General features: G+C 62.6%; 13 protein-coding genes. 11 read left to right on the top strand and 2 right to left on the bottom strand.

Going from position 1 to position 19403, the window contains the following annotated elements; all coding sequences use genetic code 11:
- Nucleotides 1-45 precede the first annotated feature (45 nt).
- The 10 genes from ACGYKA_RS03645 (at nucleotide 46) to choV (ending at nucleotide 10689) form a co-directional block, all read left to right on the top strand.
- Nucleotides 46-2904: a monovalent cation/H+ antiporter subunit A gene (locus ACGYKA_RS03645; RefSeq protein WP_394412765.1), complete on the top strand. Its 2859-nt coding sequence runs from the start codon at nucleotides 46-48 to the stop codon at nucleotides 2902-2904.
- A 1-nt stretch (nucleotide 2905) separates the two neighbouring features.
- Entirely contained in the window at nucleotides 2906-3253 is a 348-nt protein-coding gene (locus tag ACGYKA_RS03640) for a Na+/H+ antiporter subunit C (protein WP_067260931.1), read from the top strand.
- On the top strand, nucleotides 3250-4794 hold the full coding sequence (locus tag ACGYKA_RS03635) for a monovalent cation/H+ antiporter subunit D (protein ID WP_394412762.1): 1545 nt from the start codon (nucleotides 3250-3252) through the stop codon (nucleotides 4792-4794). Before ACGYKA_RS03640 ends, ACGYKA_RS03635 begins: the two co-directional genes overlap by 4 nt.
- Nucleotide 4795: 1 nt before the next feature.
- Entirely contained in the window at nucleotides 4796-5296 is a 501-nt protein-coding gene (locus ACGYKA_RS03630; RefSeq protein WP_394412759.1) for a Na+/H+ antiporter subunit E, read from the top strand.
- Entirely contained in the window at nucleotides 5293-5580 is a 288-nt protein-coding gene (locus tag ACGYKA_RS03625; protein WP_067630872.1) for a K+/H+ antiporter subunit F, read from the top strand. Before ACGYKA_RS03630 ends, ACGYKA_RS03625 begins: the two co-directional genes overlap by 4 nt.
- Nucleotides 5577-5972 (top strand): monovalent cation/H(+) antiporter subunit G, encoded by a 396-nt coding sequence (gene mnhG / locus ACGYKA_RS03620; protein WP_394412756.1) that lies wholly within the window; start codon nucleotides 5577-5579, stop codon nucleotides 5970-5972. Before ACGYKA_RS03625 ends, mnhG begins: the two co-directional genes overlap by 4 nt.
- Before the next feature lie 118 nt (nucleotides 5973-6090).
- Complete coding sequence (locus ACGYKA_RS03615) at nucleotides 6091-7707, top strand: caspase family protein (RefSeq protein WP_394412753.1); 1617 nt, start codon at nucleotides 6091-6093, stop codon at nucleotides 7705-7707.
- A 128-nt stretch (nucleotides 7708-7835) separates the two neighbouring features.
- Entirely contained in the window at nucleotides 7836-8756 is a 921-nt protein-coding gene (locus ACGYKA_RS03610; protein WP_394412750.1) for a choline ABC transporter substrate-binding protein, read from the top strand.
- Between the two features lie 86 nt (nucleotides 8757-8842).
- Nucleotides 8843-9676 carry a choline ABC transporter permease subunit gene (choW, locus tag ACGYKA_RS03605; protein WP_067260944.1) on the top strand — a complete coding sequence of 278 codons (834 nt, stop codon included), beginning with the start codon at nucleotides 8843-8845 and terminating at the stop codon, nucleotides 9674-9676.
- Nucleotides 9673-10689, top strand: a complete 1017-nt coding sequence (choV, locus tag ACGYKA_RS03600; RefSeq protein ID WP_394412747.1) for a choline ABC transporter ATP-binding protein — start codon at nucleotides 9673-9675, stop codon at nucleotides 10687-10689. Before choW ends, choV begins: the two co-directional genes overlap by 4 nt.
- A gap of 68 nt (nucleotides 10690-10757) precedes the next feature.
- Here choV and cueR read toward each other — a convergent pair whose 3' ends face one another.
- Both cueR and ACGYKA_RS03590 read right to left on the bottom strand, forming a co-directional pair.
- A complete protein-coding gene (gene cueR, locus ACGYKA_RS03595; protein ID WP_067260948.1) occupies nucleotides 10758-11150 on the bottom strand; it encodes a Cu(I)-responsive transcriptional regulator in 393 nt (130 codons plus the stop codon).
- A 10-nt stretch (nucleotides 11151-11160) separates the two neighbouring features.
- Nucleotides 11161-13680 (bottom strand): heavy metal translocating P-type ATPase, encoded by a 2520-nt coding sequence (locus ACGYKA_RS03590; RefSeq protein ID WP_394412744.1) that lies wholly within the window; start codon nucleotides 13678-13680, stop codon nucleotides 11161-11163.
- Nucleotides 13681-13951: 271 nt separating this feature from the next.
- On the opposite strand from ACGYKA_RS03590, the gene ACGYKA_RS03585 reads away from it, so the two are divergent.
- Complete coding sequence (locus ACGYKA_RS03585) at nucleotides 13952-19171, top strand: DUF6923 family protein (RefSeq protein ID WP_394412741.1); 5220 nt, start codon at nucleotides 13952-13954, stop codon at nucleotides 19169-19171.
- The last annotated feature ends 232 nt before the right edge of the window (nucleotides 19172-19403 follow it).

Here is a 19403-nt window from a genome sequence, read left to right as displayed (position 1 = left end):
CTACAGAACGTGGTGACCTTTCAGTCCGCTAGATCAGGAGTTCGCGTGTCCCTCTTCCTTATCGTTGCCTTGCCTTTCCTTGGTGCTTTGTTACCCGGACTGATGAATTCCGCAGGGCGCCAAGCCTGCGCCGGGGTCACCTTCATGGTTACCCTCGTGGCCTTTGTGGGCCTGCTCACCCATTTGCCCGCCGTGCTGGCCGGAGAGGTGCTGACCGCGCGGGTTGATTGGATCCCGCAGCTTGGTCTGAACCTGACCTTGATGCTCGACAGTCTTGGCTTTTTCTTTGCCTGCCTGATCCTTGGCATCGGCCTGCTCATCATCGCCTATGCGCGTTCTTATCTGTCGCGCGACGATCATATGGGTGAGTTTTTCACCTATCTCTTGCTCTTCCAAGGTGCGATGGTCGGCATCGTTCTCAGCGATAACGTATTGATCTTGCTAATCTTCTGGGAGCTGACTTCGCTGTCGTCCTTCCTGTTGATCGGCTATTGGAAGCATCTCCCCGAAGGCCGCCAAGGGGCGCGGATGGCGCTGACCGTGACGGGCATGGGCGGGCTTGCGATGATCGGTGGCATGTTGCTGCTGGGGCAGATCGTCGGCAGCTATGACCTGAGCGTGATCTTGGAAAACCGCGAGGCGATCCAAGCCTCGCCACTCTATCTGCCTGCGCTGATCCTGATCCTGCTGGGCTGTTTCACCAAATCGGCGCAGTTCCCCTTCCACTTCTGGCTGCCCCACGCCATGGCCGCGCCCACGCCGGTCTCGGCCTATCTGCACTCCGCCACGATGGTGAAGGCGGGGATCTTCTTGATGGCGCGGATGTGGCCGGTGCTTTCGGGCACGCCGGAGTGGTTCGTCATCGTCACCACGGCGGGGCTGATCACCATGGTGCTGGGCGCGGTGATTGCGCTGTTCAAGCATGACCTGAAGGCGCTGCTGGCCTTTTCGACCGTCAGCCACCTTGGTCTGATCACTATGCTTTTGGGCACCGGCACGGCCTTTGGCGCGATGGCGGCGGTGTTTCATATCCTGAACCACGCGACCTTCAAGGCCGCGCTCTTCATGTCGGCGGGGATCGTGGATCACGCGGTGCATACGCGCGATATCCGGCGTTTGGGCGGGCTGCGGCATCTGATGCCGGTGACCTTTGTGATCGCCACACTGGCGTCGCTTTCGATGGCGGGGATCCCGCTGTTCAATGGCTTCCTGTCGAAAGAGATGATGCTGGAAGAGACGCTGCACACCACGCTCTTTGATCTGCCGTGGTTGGTGCCTGCGCTGGCGACCTTTGGCGCGCTCTTCTCGGCGGCCTATAGTTTCCGGCTGATCGGCCATACCTTCCTTGGCAAGGAACGTGACGACTATCCCGACCATCCGCATGACCCCAAGCCCGGCCTCTGGCTGCCGCCAGCGCTCTTGATTATCCCCGTGGTGGTGATCGGCCTCGCGCCTTTCCTCGCCGAGCCTTTCGTCAAGCTGGTGACCGCCTCTGTCCTCGGCGACGCGGCCGAGATGTCTTCTGCGCATTTCAAGATCTGGCACGGGCTGAGGCCGGCGCTTTATATGTCGATCATCGCGGTCGTGGGCGGGCTGATCCTGCTGGCGCTCTTCACCCCCTTGCTGCGCGTCTGGGATGCCGCACCCCGGCCCGAGGCCAAGCGCATCTTTGACCGGATCATCGCGGCCTCTGTCGGCCTGTCGCAGGCGGTATCGCTGCGGCTGCACAATGGGGCTTTCTCGCGCTATGCCGCCGTGATGGCGGTGACCGTTGTGGGCGTGGGCTATTACGCCTGGGCCACCGGCACGGTGGGCGCGGCGAGCCGCGCGCTGCAACCGACCAACGCCGTGCAGATCGCGGGCTGGCTGATGCTGGTCGCGGCGGCCTGCGGCCTTGTCTTCCTGCACCGCAACCGCCTGTTGTCGCTGATCCTGATCGGCATCGTCGGGCTGATCGTCTCGGCCGGTTTCGTCTTCTTCAGCGCGCCTGACTTGGCGATGACCCAGCTGACGGTCGAGGTGGTGACGATCATCCTGCTGCTTTTGGCGCTGAACTTCCTGCCCAACCGCACACCGATCGAAAGCAGCGTGCTGCGCCGGACGCGGGACGTTGTCGTCTCCCTCGCGGCGGGGGCGGCGACCATGGCGCTGTCCTACCACTACCTGCTGCGCGACACCGTGGCGCCGAGCATTTCCGAATTCCACCTCGCCAACTCCTACAAGGGTGGCGGTGGCACCAATGTGGTGAACGTGATCCTCGTCGATTTCCGGGGTTTCGACACCTATGGTGAGATCATCGTGTTGGGCATTGCCGCCCTGCTGATCTACGCGCTGACCGAGACGCTGCTCTCGGGCCCGGTGCGGGCGCGTCTGTTGAACCGCAAGCCCGACCAGCCGCGCGCGGGGGACCGGCACCCGATGATGATGGTGGTGATGACACGCGTGATCATGCCGGTGGTGCTGATGGTGGGTTTCTACATCTTCCTACGTGGTCATAACGAGCCGGGCGGCGGTTTCATCGCCGGTTTGATCGTCTCTATCGCCGTGGTGATGCAATATATGGCCAGTGGCTTTGCCTGGGCCTCGGCGCGGCTGCGCTATCCTTATCATGGGATCATCGGCACCGGCGTCTTGATCGCGGGGCTGACGGGGATCGGCTCGTGGCTCTTTGCCAAACCCTTCCTCACGTCGGATTTCACCTATGTGCGCATCCCGCCTTTCGACAAGTTCGAACTGGCGACGGCGGCGCTGTTCGATCTGGGCGTGTTCCTTGCCGTGGTGGGGGCGGTGATGCTGTCGCTCGAAAGCTTCTCGCGGCTGGCCCGCCGGGCGCATGTGCCCGAGGCCGATCACCCGATGGACATCGACCCATCGCGCGAAGACAACACCAAGGCGGAGGCATAACATGGAACTTCTCGTCGCATCCGCCATCGGCATCCTGACGGCCTCTGGCCTCTACCTCGTGCTGCGCTTGCGGAGCTTTCCCGTCATCATGGGCACATCGCTGCTGACCTATGCGGTGAACGTCTTTCTCTTTGCCTCGGGCCGCTTGACCGTGGGCGCGCCGCCGATCCTGAGTGATGCCGCGCGCTATACCGATCCGCTGCCCCAAGCGCTGGTGCTGACCGCCATCGTGATTTCCTTTGGCATGACCGCCGTGGTGGTGATGATCGCCCTCGGGGCCTATCTGGGCAATAAGGATGATCATGTGGACGAGCCGCTGACCGATACCAAGGCGGAGGACCGCACATGACCCATTGGCTGATCCTGCCCATCGTGCTGCCTGCGTTTATCGCGCCTTTCATCATTCTGGCCGCACGCTATCACATCACCATCCAGCGGGTGCTGTCGCTGTTTGGCGCGCTGGCGCTGGTCGTTGTGGGGCTTGGCCTCTCGGTCGAGGCGGCGAGCGGCAATGTCATGCTCTACCGTCTCAGCGATTGGGCCGCGCCCTTCGGCATCGTGCTGGTGGGCGACCGCCTGTCGACGCTGATGGTCACGCTGACGGCGGTGCTGGCGCTGTTTGTGCTGCTCTATGTCATCGGGTCGAAATGGGACGAGCGCGGGCGGCATTTTCATGCGCTGTTCCAGTTCCAACTGATGGGGATCATGGGCGCCTTCCTGACCGGCGACCTTTTCAACCTTTTCGTCTTTTTCGAAGTGCTGCTGATCGCCTCCTACGGGTTGATGATCCACGCCGGTGGCACGCCGCGCCTGCGGGCGGGGGTGCAATATGTGCTCTATAACCTGCTGGGCTCGACGCTGTTTCTCTTTGCGCTTGGCGCCATCTATGCCGAGACGGGAACGCTCAACATGGCCGATCTGGCGCAGCGCGTTGCCCTGATCGACGCGGGCGCGACCGTGGGCATCCGCATTGCGGCGGTGCTGCTCTTGATGGTCTTTGCGGTCAAAGCCGCCGTGGTGCCGCTGCACTTCTGGCTCCCGTCGAGCTATGCCGAAGCGCCCGGCCCGGTGGCGGCGCTTTTCGCCATCATGACCAAGGTCGGCGCCTATGCGATCATCCGCGTCTATACGCTGATCTTCCCGCCCGAACTGGCCGTGACGGCGGATCTGCACACCACATGGCTGCTTCCCGCAGCACTGCTGTCGCTGGCGCTTGGCATGATCGGCGTGCTGGCGGCCAAGCAGTTGGACCGTATGGTGGCCTTTTCCGTCATTGGCTCCATGGGCATGGTGATGATCTCGATCGCGCTGTTCACGCCCGAGGGGATCGCCGCGGCGCTCTATTATATCGTGCATTCGACACTGGCCGCGGGCGCGCTGTTCCTGATCGCCGATCTGGCGCGGGCCGGGCGCGACAATCTCGATCTGACGGCGCAGCCGCAGGTGGCGGGGGCCAAGCTGACCTCGGCCCTGTTCTTTGTTGCCGCCATCGCCATGGTCGGCGTGCCGCCGCTTTCGGGCTTTCTGGGCAAGCTGCTGATCATGGATGCCGCCGCCGGCAGCGATGCTTGGGTCTGGATCTGGGCCGTGATCTTGGGCGCGAGCCTTTTGAGCCTCGTGGGCTTTGGCCGCGCGGGCAGCGTGGTCTTCTGGAAGGCGCGCAGCGTCACCCCGGAGGAGGGGGCAACCCCGGCCGAGCGCCCCTCGGCGCTGAGCTATGTCGCGGTGGGCGGGCTCTTGGCCCTGCTGGTAGCACATACGCTGCTGGCCGGACCGGCCACCCAATATGCCACTGCGATTTCAAAGCAATTGTTCGGGCCGGAACGTTACCTGACCACCGTGTTGGAGACCCCCGGCAAACTGTCGGACGGCAAAGAGGAGGCCCATTGACATGATGCGACCGATCCGTTGGCTTTTGCCGCACCCGTTTCTGACCCTGCTGCTGACCGCGGTGTGGATCCTGCTGCAAAACAAGTTCAGCGCAGGCATGTTGGTCTTTGGCCTGATCCTTGGCGTCGTGATCCCGATCCTGACCGCGCGCTGGTGGACCGACCGGCCGCACGGCATCCGCCCGCTGCGGACGCTGGCCTATGTGCTTTTGGTGATCTGGGACATCGTCATCGCCAATATTCAGGTGGCCTGGATCATCCTGACCAAATCCAACGCCAGCATGTCGCCCGCTTGGGTTGTCGTGCCGTTGGACCTGAAAGAACCCGAGGCGATCACGATCCTGATGGGCACCATCACGCTGACCCCCGGCACCGTCTCGGCGGACCTGTCGGACAACGGGCGCTACCTTTTGGTACACGCGCTGGACGCGAGCGACCCCGACGCCGTGCGTGATGAGATCAAAGCCCGCTACGAACGCCGCTTGAAGGAGATTTTCGTATGACCCAAGCGACCGACCTTTTGACGCTGGCGCTTTATGGGGCGCTGACCCTCGTCGCCATTGCGCAGTTCATGGCGATGATCCGTCTGTGGATCGGCCCCGGCACCGGGGACCGCATTCTGGCTCTGGACACGATGTTCATCAACGCCATCGGCATCATCGTTTTGCTGGGCATCCTGCAGGGCACACAGATCTATTTCGAGGCCGCGCTGATCATCGCCATGCTCGGCTTCGTCTCGACCGTAGCCTATGCCCGTTTCGTCCTGCGCGGAGATATCATCGAATGAGCCCCGACGTCATCGCCACCTATTTCGTTATCGCGCTGCTGGTGATCGGCAGTTTCTTTGTGCTTGTCGCCGGGATTGGCCTGCTCAAGCTGAATGATCCCATGACCCGTCTGCACGCGCCGACCAAGGCCGCGACGCTGGGGATCGGGGCCTATTTGCTGGCGGCCATGGTGAACTCCTTCCTTTCGGGCACGGGGTCGCTGCATGAGCTGCTGATTATGGCATTCATCTTTGTCACCGCGCCGGTCTCGGCCAATTTCATGGCCAAGGCGAATATCCACCGCCGCGATTGCCTGCCAAACCCGCCGGAGCTGCCGGATGGCGATACTTGGGCCACGTTGAACGTGCCGGAAGAAGACCGCGAGATCGAAGAGACTTCGCCCAACGCCTGAGGGGCGGGGCGAAGGTCGGATTCATTTCAAACTGTTACGATGGTGGAAACCTTTTCCTGCCAGCATAGGTTAATGGGCGGCGCTGCCCAACCGAAGCTGACCGAAAGGATCCTGCCATATGCGTCTGACCGCGCTTCTGCTGATGCTGTTTCTGCCCTTCGCCGCAGCGGCGCAAGACCGTGTGGCGATGGTCATCGGGAACTCCGCCTATGAGGATGCCGCCGCGCTTGACGGCCCGCGCGCGGATGCGGCGCGGCTGACCAAGGCGCTGGACGGGCAGGGCTTCGACGTCACCACGCTGATCGACGCCGAGAGCGCGGCGTTCAAACAAGCGCTTTCCGACTTTGCCTTTCAGGCCGAAACGGCGGATATCGCCTTGATTTACTATGCGGGCCGCCGTGTTGCGTCCGGGGGGCAGAGCTATCTGATCCCGGTCGACGCGCCCTTGGCCCCGGCCTCGGCGCTGCGGCGCGAGGGGGTGGCCCTGCCTGCGCTCCTGCGTGCGGCGGGCAAGGCGCGGCAGATACGGCTTGTTCTGCTCGACAACTGCCACGCCGCCCCGCAGCAAGCCACCGCGCCCCTGCCACCGCCTGAGCCACGCCTTGGCACTTTGGTCGTGACTTCTGGCGAGGTGGGCGCCTGTGATGAGGGTGGTGAAAACGCGGGCCTTTTCGCCGCAACGCTGGCCGAGGTGGTGGCCGAGCCAGAGGTCGAAGTCGGGGCTATGCTGGACGATTTCCGCGCGGCTTTGCGCAGCCGCAGCGGTGGCAGCCTCTCGGCGCGGCGCTTTGGGCGGCTGAACCCCACGCCGTTCTTCCTCGGCAGCGGTGACGGGGAAGCGGCCTCGGGGGGCTGGTCCGATTTGAACGAGACACAGGGCCAGCGTTTGGCCGACTTGGCGGGGCAGGGCGATACCCGCTCGCAACTCGGCCTCGCCGCCCTGCAAAGCGATCCCGACGATCCGCGCTATGATCCGCAGAATGCGGCGGCGCAGCTCATGCGCGCGATTGAGACCGGCTCAGCCGAAGCGCGCTATCAACTGGCCCAGCTCTACGAAGAGGGCCGAGGGGTAGAGCAAAACGAGGACCACGCGATGCAGCTTTATCGCGACGCTGCCGAGCGGGGTCATGCCGGGGCGTTGAACGATCTAGGCTTCATCCATTTGCAGGGCGAATTGGGGCAGGAGGCCGACCCCGAACTGGCGCTTGATTACTTCAGCCGTGCAGCCGACAGGCGACACCCTGCTGCGATGTTCAACTTTGCCGCGATGATCGACGATGACAAAGTGCCGGGGCGCGGGGCTGCGGATGCCGCGCTCTACCTCTATCGCGCGCTACGGGCGGGGGATGGCACGCTGCTGGGGCTGATGCAGGAAGAGCCCCGTTTGTTCGACAGCGACACCCGCAAAGCGCTGCAACGCAAGCTGTCGGATTTCGGGTTTTATGACGGTGCGATTGACGGGCTTTATGGCGATGGCACCCAAGCGGCGATCCGCGCGGCGTTTGGGATGGAGGCGGGCGCGCCTCAGGGAGAAGCCACTGAAACAACTGAGGAAACGCCGGAGGCCGAGACGTCGGAAATCTCTCCGATCGCATCCGAGACGCCGCAAGAGGAGCCTGACCAAGAGCCGACAACCCAAGCCGAGGATGCCCCCGAAATCGACGCCGAGCCAGAGCCCGGCGCGGATGAAAATGTCACCCCGGTTCTGCGCCCCAAACAGGCCGCGCGGGAGTAAGTTTTGAAACAAGTAGTATTGCATTTTGCCCTCCAGTAAGTTGGCAAAATTAATCCGGTTGCAATATCGCGGCCGATGGCTTTTGATTGGCGCATCAGTCAATAAAAACTTCTCTGGGGAGAACACCAATGAAAAAACTGCTTATGACATCCGCTTTGGCGACGGTCGCCGCGACCTCGCTGGCCGCCGCCGAATGTAGCGAAGTCACCTTCTCCGACGTGGGCTGGACCGACATCACCGCCACCACCGCCGCCGCCTCTGTCGTGCTCGACGCGCTTGGCTATGACACCGAGACCAAGATCCTCGCCGTGCCGGTGACCTATACCTCCATGGCCTCGGGCGACATCGACGTGTTCTTGGGCAACTGGATGCCGACGATGGAAGGCGATATCGCCAAGTACCGCGAAGAGGGCAGCGTTGACACCGTGCGCGCGAACCTTGAAGGCGCGAAATACACGCTGGCCGTCAACAAGGCCGCCGCCGACATGGGCATCAAGACCTTCGCCGACATCGCCGCCAATGCCGACGCACTCGAAGGCAAGATCTACGGCATCGAGCCGGGCAATGACGGCAACCGCCTGATCCAGTCGATGATCGACGAGAATGCCTTTGAACTGGGCGAATTCGAAGTCGTCGAATCCTCCGAGCAGGGGATGCTCGCTCAGGTGCAGCGCGCCAGCCGCAAGGAAGAGCCTGTTGTCTTCCTCGGTTGGGAGCCGCACCCGATGAACGCCAACTTCGACCTGACCTATCTTGAAGGTGGTGACGACTACTTTGGCCCCGATCTGGGCGGTGCGACGGTTTACACCAACACCCGCGCCGGTTTCGTCGAAGAATGTCCGAACCTTGGCAAATTCCTCCAGAACCTCGAATTCAGCCTTGAGATGGAGAATGAGATCATGGGCGCGATCCTCGATGATGGCGAAAAGCCGGAAGAGGCCGCCGCCGATTGGATCAAGGCGAACGCTGACGTGCTCGACACATGGCTGGACGGTGTGACCACCGTCGATGGCGGCGATGCGATGGAAGCTGTCGCTTCGCTGAAGTGATCCTCACGCTATGATGGACAAGACCCGCTCCAGATTGATGGGGCGGGTCAATCTCATGCGCAATTCTCCAATCCTGAAGGACTGACATGGACTGGCTGACAGAAAACAAGATCCCCGTGGCCGATGTGGCCGAAGACGCGCTGGATTGGTTGCAAACGAACGGGGCGTGGTTCTTTGACGGGCTGTCGGACCTGATGGAACGGCTGATCGAGGCGATCCTCTGGGTGCTGCAAACGCCGCATCCGCTGATCCTGATCGCCGTCTTCGCCGCGATCACCTGGGCCATTCAGCGCAATTGGAAAACCGTGGCCTTTGTGGTGCTCGGCTTTCTGTTCATTCTGAACCAAGATTACTGGGAAGAGACGATGGAGAGCCTGACGCTGGTGCTCTCGGCTTGTGTGGTCTGTATGGGCGTGGGCGTGCCGATTGGCATCGCCGTGGCGCATCGGCCCCGACTTTACGCATGGGTGGCCCCGGTCTTGGACCTGATGCAGACGCTGCCGACCTTCGTCTATCTGATCCCCGCGATTGTCTTTTTCGGCATCGGCATGGTGCCCGGGTTGATCGCTACGGTGATCTTCGTTTTGCCCGCGCCGATCCGGCTGACGCAGCTTGGCATCTCCTCGACCCCCAAGGCGCTTCTTGAGGCCGCGCAGGCGTTCGGCGCCAAGCCGCGCCAGACGCTGTGGAAGATTGAGCTGCCCTATGCGTTGCCGCAGATCATGACGGGTCTGAACCAGACCATCATGCTGTCGCTGTCGATGGTGGTGATCGCAGCATTGGTGGGCGCAGACGGTTTGGGCGTGCCGGTGGTGCGTGCCCTGAACCAAGTCAACACTGGCTTGGGATTTGAATCCGGGTTGGTGATCGTTGTCGTGGCGATCATGCTCGACCGTATCCTGCGGGTGGGACGGAAATGACGAAAGCAGTAGAATTCGATAACGTATCCATCGTCTTTGGTGACAAGCCGGAGAAGGCGCTGCCGCTGATGGACGAAGGCCAAAGCCGCGCCGAGATCGAAGCGGCGACGGGGCAGGTGCTGGGCGTGCATGATTGCTCGCTCACCGTTGAGAATGGTGAGATTCTTGTGCTGATGGGTCTTTCGGGCTCGGGCAAGTCGACGCTGCTGCGGGCGGTGAACGGGCTGAACCCGATGGTGCGCGGCACCGTGCGGGTCCATGCCGAGGGCTGGTCCTGCGATGTGCATGAGAGCAACGCGGCAGAGCTGCGCCGGGTACGCCGTGAAGGTGTGTCGATGGTGTTCCAACAGTTCGGCCTGCTGCCCTGGCGCACGGTGCGCGACAACGTGGCGCTTGGGCTGGAACTCTCCAAAGTGCCCAAGGGCGAGCGGTTGGAGCGGGCCGAGCGGCAGTTGAAGCTGGTGGGGCTTAGCGATTGGGCCGACCGGAAGGTAGGGGAGCTTTCGGGCGGGATGCAGCAGCGTGTGGGCCTTGCCCGTGCCTTTGCCACCGAAGCGCCGATCCTGCTGATGGATGAGCCTTTTTCAGCGCTCGATCCGCTGATCCGCACGCGGTTGCAGGATGAGTTGTTGGACCTGCAACGCGATCTTAACCGCACGATCATTTTCGTCAGCCATGACCTTGATGAGGCGTTCAAACTGGGCGGGCGTATTGCGATTATGGAAGGCGGGCGCATCGTGCAGATCGGCACCCCGCGCGAGATTTTCTCGAACCCCGCTTCGGACTATGTGGCGGAATTCGTGGCCAATATGAACCCGCTTGAGGTGTTGACCGCCCGTGATGTGATGGGGCCAGCCGATGGGGCCGCCCATCCCGAGACCAGCACCGAGACGCCGGTGCGGGAGCTGATGGACGGTCTGCGCGGCCCGGAGGCGGGTTTCGCGGTGATGGAAGAGGGCCGGCAGATTGGCACGGTGACGGCGCATAGCATCGTGGAACGGCTAAAACGCTAGGGCGGGGGCCACCCGCCCCGGCAGCGCTGTCTCACGGAGGGCAGCGCTGCCCTCCGCGGTTAATAGGGTCAGTTCGCCGCTGTCCCAAGTGTTTTCAAGATCGGACAATCCGGCCGGTCATCGCCAGCGCAGTCGCGGACCAGCGTGCTGAGCGTGTCGCGCATCTCTTGCAGGCCGCTGATCTTGGCCTCGATCTGGGCCAGATGGTCCTTGGCGATGGCGCGCACATCAGCGCTGGCGCGGTTCTTGTCCTCCCATAGCGCCAGCAGGTTGCGGCAATCTTCGATGCTGAACCCCAGCGTGCGGGCGCGGCCCAGAAAGGCGAGCTTGTGCATCTCGCTTTCGCGGAAGGCACGGTAGCCATTGGCGTCGCGCAGCGGTTTGACCAACCCGATATCCTCGTAATAGCGGATGGTTTTGGGCGGCAACCCGGTGCGTTGTGAGACTTCTCCGATATTCATGGGGACGATCCTATTCTGCGGCTACGTCTGCGGCCACGGGGGCGGCGGCCCGGGGGCCGTGGGATGGGGTGGCGCTCTCAGTCAGAGGGGCGGCGATCCAGCGCAGGCGCAGGGCATTGCTGAGAACGAAAACGCTCGACAAGGCCATTGCCCCGGCAGCCAGCGCGGGCGACAAGAGCCAACCGGTCAGCGGGTAGAAGGCGCCAGCGGCCACGGGGATCAGCAGGACGTTATAGCCGAAGGCCCAGAAGAGGTTTTGCCGGATATTCGCCATGCTGCGCTGGCTTACGTCGATGGCATTGACCACGGCGCGCAGATCGCCCGACATCAGCACCACATCCGCCGCTTCGATCGCCACATCAGTGCCGGTGCCGATGGCCAGCCCGACATCAGCCTGCGCAAGCGCGGGCGCGTCGTTGATCCCGTCGCCCACGTAGGCGATGCGGTTGTCGCCTTTTCTCAGGTCGTCGATGGCGGCCACTTTGCCATCGGGCAGCACCTCGGCGACGACGCGGTCGATGCCCAGTTGCGCCGCGATGGCCTCTGCCGTGCCGCGGTTGTCGCCGGTAATCATCGCCACTTCGAGGTTGAGGTCGTGCAGCCGCGCGATGGCCTCGGGCGTGCCGGGTTTGATCGGGTCCGCCACGGCGATGACCGCCGCTAGTTTGCCGTCGATCGCGGCGAAAAGCGGGGTTTTGCCGTCCTTGGCCAGATCCGCGCTGATCCGCTGGGCATTGCCCAGATCAATCCCCTCGCGGGTCATGAGCCGGTCCGCGCCAAGCGTGACACGGCGGCCTGCCACCAATGCGCTGACGCCGTAGCCGGTATGGGATTGGAAGTCGCTCACCTCGCGCGGCACGGGGCCAGCCGCTTCGGCCCGGCGCAGGATGGCTTGGGCGATGGGATGTTCCGAGCGCGCCTCGACCGCGCCGATCAGGGGCAGCACCTCATCTTCGGTCAGGTCGTCCATCAGCACCAGATCGGTAAGTTCGGGGGTGCCCTTGGTCAGTGTGCCGGTCTTGTCCAAGGCAACGGTCTTGACGCCCTGTAGGCTTTGCAGCGCATCGCCTTGCCGGAACAGCACGCCCAATTGCGCCGCCCGCCCGGTGCCGACCATGATCGACGTGGGCGTGGCTAGCCCCATGGCACAGGGGCAGGCGATGATCAGCACCGCCACCGCCGCCACCAATGCGTGGCTGAGCGAGGGGCCGAAGGCCAGCCACAGGCCAAAGGTCACCAACGCCACGGCGATCACCGCGGGGACGAACCATAGGGTGATGCGGTTGACCAAGGCCTGAATGGGCAGTTTCGCGCCTTGGGCCTCTTCGACCATGCGGATGATCTGCGCCAGAACCGTGTCACCGCCCACCTTGGTGGCGCGATAGGTCAGGCTGCCGGTGCCATTGACCGTGCCGCCGACAAGAGCCGCACCGCCGGTTTTCTCCACCGGCACAGGCTCACCGGTAATCATGCTTTCATCGACATAGGATCGCCCTTCGATGACGATACCGTCGGTGGCGATCTTCTCGCCGGGGCGGAGGTAGATGATGTCGCCGGTTTCGATCTTTTCCAAGGGCAGTTCGATGACGGCGCCGTCCCGCTCCACCCGTGCGCTGGTGGCGCGCAGGCCCATGAGCTTGGCAATCGCGGCCCCGGTGCGCCCCTTGGCGCGGGCCTCAAGATAGCGGCCCAGCAGGATCAGCGTGACGATCACGGCGGCGGCTTCGAAATAGACCACGCGGCTGCCTTCGGGCAACAGCCCCGGCGCAAAGAGCGCGGTGACCGAGTAGAGCCACGCCGCCCCCGATCCGAGTGCCACGAGCGAGTTCATATCCGGCGCGCCCTTCGCCAGCGCAGGCAGGCCATTGCTATAGAAATGCCGCCCCGGCCATGTCAGCACGAGGGTGGTGAGAATGAATTGGATGAGCCAGCTTGTCTCGATCCCGATGGTCGCCGCGATCCAATGGTGGAATGCGGGCACCAGATGGCCGCCCATCTCAAGCACAAAGACGGGCAGGGTGAGCGCGGCGGCCAGCAGGGTCATCCGTTTGAGGTGGATGGCCTCCGCTTCCTTGCGCGTTGCGGCGTCGGGGGTGCCCGCCTCGGGCGTGTCGACGCTGGCGGGATAGCCCGCCTTTGCCGCCGCATCGCGCAGGGCGGGCAAAAGATCGGCGTCTTCCAAGATTTCGACCCGCGCCTCTTCGCTGGTGAGGTTGACCGTGGCCGAGAGCACCCCCGACACCGCAAGCAGCGCGCGTTCCACACGGCCCAGGCAGGAGGCGCAGGTCATGTTTGACAGCCGCAACCGATGGGTGGTCTTGCGCGCCGGGTAGCCCGCCTGCGCCAAGGCGGTATCGAGCTCGCCCGCGTCAAGCGCGGGGTGTGCCGTCACGCGCACGGTTTCTGCCGCAAGATTCACCCGGGCCTCACCGATCCCGTCCAGCGCGTTTAGCGCTTTTTCGACACGCCCCACACAGGACGCACAGCTCATGTTCTGCACGCCAAAAGTGAGTGTTTCCGCTTTGCCCATTTCACGCCCTCTATTCGTCTTGGGCTGAATATGGGGCTTCCAGTTGCTGGAGGGTCAATAGGTCATTTTCGGAAAATTGATTTGGTAGCGCGGCGGCACAGGCGCGGCAGCTTTGGGCCCTGCTAAGGCACAGAGGCATATGCACAAGAGCGACCACCACCTATCCCTTCACCGCCCGTATAACCGGAAGCATATCTTAATACCTTTCTGCGTAAGTCCTCAGAACCCGCTTCGTCGCTAAGCTGTGTCTTAAAAGGTTGTGAGCAAAGATATGCATTTTTACACTTATTTTCTCGGCACGTTCACGGCGCAGCACTTGCGCCGCCTTTGGGCCTTGGCAGGGCAGGGGCCTTGGCTTCGGATGATCGCGGCATCGTTTTGGACATTGTTCTTGTTGGCTTTGCTGACCAGAGCCGCCTTGGCGCAGCAGCTCATTCTCAATCCCGTCGCCGCGCCCACCGTGATCGGGGCGGGGGTGGGCGAGCGGGCCTTGTGGCGCAACGCGGGCACGGTTGGCGGGGTGTCGGTCGATATCGTCGGTGAAATGGCCTTTGCCGGGCGGGATCATATTTTCGCCTCGGGCAATGGGCAAATCCAGATTACCTCGACCGGGCAAGACCCGCATTTCATGGATTTCTACCTCTATGAAGCAGGCACCCATAACATCACGACCAATACCGGCGGGGTGCCGGTGGTGGCGGATGTTTTCTTTCAGATTAATGATATCGACGGTCCGTTGAATGAGCAGGTCTATGTGAACATCTGCGACGGCACGGTTGAATATGTCCGCATCGACCGCAGCGCGACGACCTATCGCGGCTATATCGAAGGGCCGGATGCGAACCTTGGGACAGAGGTGTTCTATCTCGCCGGGGACCGCAACTATAGCAACCAGCCGGTATCGGGGCTTGAAATCTTCTATCCGCAGACTTCGACCTTTCGCTTTGGTCGAACTGCCAACAGGGGCTTCCTCGTCCGGCTCGCCAATCCGACCTATGACGAAGCGCAGACCTATGACCTGCAATGCGGTGACTTCAAAGCACCCGTTTTGCAGGACGATCTGAAAGAGCAGGTGTTGAGCGAGCCTGTGGTGGTCAACATCCTGTTCAACGACAGTGTCGCGACGGAAAACAACAATGCGCCGGCCAATAATTCGGGCCAGCCTAGCGAATATGCGAAACAGGCTGTCGATCTGATCCCCCCTGCCGGCGCGCAGAACATCGTGACCGATTCCGAAGGCCACCGGGTGGGTTTTGACATTCTGGGGGAGGGCACATGGAGCTATGACGACCTGACCGGGGAATTGACCTTTACCCCCTTCGTCGCCTTCTTTGCCGCGCCGACGCCGATCAGCTACCGCTATCAATCGCCCATCATCCTGCCGAATGAGCCGCGGGCCTATTCCGCGCCCGCGCAGGTCTCGATCGATGTGGGCTCTGTCGGTTTGCTGAAATTGGCACAATTGGTCGATACCAACCTCAACGGCTATGCTGATCCGGGTGAGACGATTGCCTATGTCTTTACCGCTGAGAACTTCGGCAATGTCGATCTCACCAATGTGCAGCTTGCCGAGACGCAGTTCAGCGGCAAAGGCGTGCCCCCGGTGATCACCTTTCAGGCCGCCACGTCGCTGTCGCCCGAAGGCACGCTGCTGGTCGGGGAGAAGGCCGTCTATACGGCGACTTACACGCTGGTGCCTGAGGATCTGGACACCACGATCAGCAACCAGGCGGAGGTCACGGCCCAGGCACCGGGCGGGACAGCAGTCTCGGACCTGTCGGATTCCGAGAACCCCGGTGACGGGGATGGCGTGGCGTCGAACGGGCCGGGCGAAGGGCGTGATGATCCCACGACGATCTACGCAGGCTCCGGCCCCGACCGGGGGGATGCGCCGGTCACCTATGGCGATCCGCAGCACGCGGACACCGCGCAATATTGGATCGGCGCGCTCAACGGTGACGGCGATGGCTCGGCGCAGCATTCCGTCGATGGCACCGGCGATGACCTCGACGGTAAGGATGACGAAAGCGAAGAGAGCTTTCCCCAGCTCTATGGCGATCTGACCCGCACGGTGACCGTGGTGGTCAACGAACCCACCCCCGGCACCGGCTATCTGCAGGCTTTCGTCGATTTCGGCGGCGATGGCCTCTTCCTTGGCGATCAGGTTGCGACAGATATCCAAGACGGCGGGGCGCAAGACCTCGACGGGGTGGTGAATGGTGAGATTTCATTCCCCGTCAGCGTGCCGGTCACCGCCGTTCTGACCCCGACCTTCGTCCGACTGCGCTGGTCTTCGACCGCGGGGCTCGATGCGATCACCCCCGCCCCGGATGGGGAGGTCGAAGACTATGGCATCACCATCAAGACACCGCCCGACGCCGACCGGGGCGATGCCCCGGCGAGCTATGGCGATCCGCAGCATATCATCGAAGGCCCGGGCGCGCCTGAGGTCTATCTGGGCAGCACCCCGCCGGATATCGATCTACTGACGCAGAACTCCATCGGGGCCACGGGGGATGATGCCGACGGGTCGGATGATGAGGACGGGGTGATCCTGCCGCAATTCTACCGTGGTGGTCTGGCCGAGATCACGGTGACAGTCAGTGATCTGATCGCCGCGCCGGGGTCGTCATATCTGCAGGCCTTTATCGACTTCGATGGCGATGGCACCTTTGACCAAGCCGGGGAGCAGGTGGCGGTGGACCTGCAAGACGGCGGCCCGCAGGACAAGGACGGCCTCAGCAATGGCACGATCCTGTTCGAAGTAGCGGTTCCCGCGGGGGCAACGACACTGCCCACCTATGCCCGCTTTCGCTGGTCGACCGACAGCACCGGCCTTGTCACAGCTTTTGAGGGGGAGGTGGAGGATTATCCGCTTACCATCTCAAGCGATCCGCCGCCGCTGGTCTGCGATGCTTCGCTCTATGCCATCGTCGACAGCCCCTCTGCGCTGAGGCGTATGACCTTCCGCGATGGTGGGGGGAGCTATGCCACGACGGTTGAGACCTCGGGCAGCACCGGACAGAACCGCGACGGCGCGTGGGGCTATAACGCGCTGGACGGCTATATCTACGGCGTCGATCAGAACAGCCGACGGCTCTACCGGATCGACGGGGCGGGGGATATCTCGGATTTCGGCAATATTTCTGGTGCGGAGGATGCGTTGAATGCCGGGGATATCCTGCCGAATGGGCGGCTGATCTACGAGGTTGATCAAAATACATGGCAGATCGTCGATCTGACCAATCCCGCCACGCCCATCGTTCTGGGCGAGATCAACCTCACCATCGGCGTCAATCCCGAAGACCTCGCCTTCAACCCCGTTGACGGCATCATGTATGGGATCGACAGAAACTCAGGCTTCCTGTTCCGCGCAGCGGTCAACAACGGCACCCCGGGGAGCGTGACACCTCAAGCGATCGGCCCTGCCGTCTATGCGGGCATGTTCGACGCGCTCTGGTTCGACCGTGACGGCAGGCTCTATGGCTATTCCAACACCACCAACAACCTCTTCGCCATTTCAACGGCGACAGGTGTGCCGCAACTGGTATCCGGCATTCCGGTCGATGAGGGCGGGCGCAGCGATGGCATCTCTTGCCGGGGGGCCGCACCGATCCCATTGGGGGGCATCTCGGGCAACATCTACGAGGACGCGGATGCTTCGGACGTGAAAGACAATGGGGAGACCAATTTCGGCGCGGGTGTGGGCATCTCGGTCTATGCCGACAATGGCACCCCGGCCAATACCGCCGATGACATCTTTCTAGTAACCACGGATACCTTGGCCGATGGCACCTATGCGGTTGGGGAGTTGATGGTGAACACGACCTACCGTGTCGCATTGAACGAGGCGGACCCCGATCTGCCTTCGGGGCTGACCATCGGCACGTCCAACCCGCTGCTTGGCGTTCCTGTCTCCGGCAATAGCGTGACCAGTGACCAAGACTTTGGCTTCGATCCCGCAGGCAGTGACCTCGAACTCAGCAAAATCGCCGCCGCTACCGGGACGACCACGCCGATCACCAATGTGTCAGAAGGGGATACCATCGATTGGATCATCACCATCACCAATGTCAGCGGTGGCTCGCCCTCGGGGGTCAAGGTGATCGACCAGATTCCAAGCGGTTTCGCCTATGTCTCGGACGATGCACCCGCGACAGGGGATACCTATGACCCCGACACGGGCTTGTGGTTCGTGGATGAACTGCTCAGCGGAGAGAGCGAGACCCTGACGATCACCACCACGGTGCTGGGCAGCGGTGATTTCACCAATCAGGCCGAGATCATCTATAGCTCTCTGCCCGATCCCGACAGCGATCCCAGCACGGGGCCGCTGACCGATGACCTGTTCGACCAACTGCCCGACGATGACGAAGCCTCCTATTCCGTGACCCTCGTCACCGGAGAGCGGATTTTGACGGGCCGTGTCTTTATCGACAATGGGGCAGATGGCGGCACCGCCCATGACGCCCTGCGCAACGGCAGTGAAGGGGGGGCATCCTCGGCGGTGTTGGAGATTCTCGACAGTGGCGGTGCGGTACTGGCGACCCCCGGTCTCGCGACGGATGGCACTTGGAGCTATGGGCTCTCTGGCAGCTACAGCGGTCCGATCACGATTCGCGCGATCCCGGCGAATGACTACCGGGCGATCTCGGAAGCGACGACCGGCCTGCCCGATTTGGTCGACACCAACCCGCATGACGGTGAATTCACCTTCACGCCCGAGGCTTTCGGCAATCGCATGGGGTTGGACATCGGACTGCTCCAACTGCCCAGCCTGTCCAACGACCGGACCACGACCGTCGCACAGGGGCAGGTTGCGACCCTGCCGCATATCTATACCGCCACCTCAGACGGGCAGGTGACCTTCTCCTACGCCGGTGCCACTTCGACCCCCACCGGCGCGTTCAGCGCGGCGCTGTGCCAAGATATCGGCTGTGACGATAGCGTCGACGGTCCGATCACCGGCCCCATCGCCGTCACCACGGGGGAGACCATCTGTATCGTCTCACGGGTATCAGCCGGTTCGGGCGCTGGGCAGGGCAGTACTTACGTCTATCAAGTCCTAGCGACCACGGCATTCGCCCGGACCACGGTGACCAGTTCGGCCAGCAATACCGATGAGGTTTTGGTTGGGGGGCGTTCCACCCAGATCGAACTGCGCAAAACGGTCGAGAATGAGACCCAAGGCACTGGGGAGGGCACGACCAACCTCGGCAGTGTGAACGATATCCTTCTGTACCGCATCTATCTGCAAAACAACGCGACCACGCAGGCGTCGAACGTCAAGATCTACGATAGAACCCCGCCCTATACGCAGCTGTCGGAGCCTATCGTCGATCCGCAACAAGTCTCGCCCAACCTCAGCTGTGATCTGGTGGTGCCGGCAAGCAATGTGGCCAGCTATGCCGGAACGATCGAGTGGAATTGCACGGGCCAGATGTTGCCGGGAGAGACCGGGGCCGTGCAATTCAGGGTCGGCATTCAATAGGTCGATAGTGCGTGTCGGAGTGGCGGTGCATTTTGATGCGCCGCCGCCCGTTTTTTGGCGGATGATCAACATTGATGCGCATAGGAAAACGGCACCTAGACAGGGCTGTTGATCTAGGCATGGGCGACCCCCGTCATACGCGCGCTATCGCTTGCCTTCCCGCGTGGAGCCTGCAAACGGTAGAGTAAGCGACGCAAGCCCTGCCGCCCCGACCAACCCCCCTAAGGACCGC

The sequence above is a fragment of the Sulfitobacter sp. 1A15106 genome (assembly GCF_043556995.1).
Taxonomy (GTDB): Bacteria; Pseudomonadota; Alphaproteobacteria; order Rhodobacterales; family Rhodobacteraceae; genus Sulfitobacter; species Sulfitobacter faviae.
The sequence above is the reverse complement of the archived record's forward strand: the minus strand, read 5'-3'. Positions and strand labels throughout refer to the sequence as shown.

What these genes read in the sequence shown, in the direction of transcription:
- ACGYKA_RS03635 (WP_394412762.1), top strand. Translation starts at nt 3,250, where the DNA reads ATGACCCATTGGCTGATCCTGCCCATCGTGCTGCCTGCGTTTATCGCG.
- cueR (WP_067260948.1), bottom strand. Translation starts at nt 11,150, where the DNA reads ATGAATATCGGAGAAGTCTCACAACGCACCGGGTTGCCGCCCAAAACC.
- ACGYKA_RS03625 (WP_067630872.1), top strand. Translation starts at nt 5,293, where the DNA reads ATGACCCAAGCGACCGACCTTTTGACGCTGGCGCTTTATGGGGCGCTG.
- choV (WP_394412747.1), top strand. Translation starts at nt 9,673, where the DNA reads ATGACGAAAGCAGTAGAATTCGATAACGTATCCATCGTCTTTGGTGAC.
- ACGYKA_RS03615 (WP_394412753.1), top strand. Translation starts at nt 6,091, where the DNA reads ATGCGTCTGACCGCGCTTCTGCTGATGCTGTTTCTGCCCTTCGCCGCA.
- ACGYKA_RS03630 (WP_394412759.1), top strand. Translation starts at nt 4,796, where the DNA reads ATGATGCGACCGATCCGTTGGCTTTTGCCGCACCCGTTTCTGACCCTG.
- ACGYKA_RS03590 (WP_394412744.1), bottom strand. Translation starts at nt 13,680, where the DNA reads ATGGGCAAAGCGGAAACACTCACTTTTGGCGTGCAGAACATGAGCTGT.
- ACGYKA_RS03585 (WP_394412741.1), top strand. Translation starts at nt 13,952, where the DNA reads ATGCATTTTTACACTTATTTTCTCGGCACGTTCACGGCGCAGCACTTG.
- ACGYKA_RS03610 (WP_394412750.1), top strand. Translation starts at nt 7,836, where the DNA reads ATGAAAAAACTGCTTATGACATCCGCTTTGGCGACGGTCGCCGCGACC.
- mnhG (WP_394412756.1), top strand. Translation starts at nt 5,577, where the DNA reads ATGAGCCCCGACGTCATCGCCACCTATTTCGTTATCGCGCTGCTGGTG.
- choW (WP_067260944.1), top strand. Translation starts at nt 8,843, where the DNA reads ATGGACTGGCTGACAGAAAACAAGATCCCCGTGGCCGATGTGGCCGAA.
- ACGYKA_RS03640 (WP_067260931.1), top strand. Translation starts at nt 2,906, where the DNA reads ATGGAACTTCTCGTCGCATCCGCCATCGGCATCCTGACGGCCTCTGGC.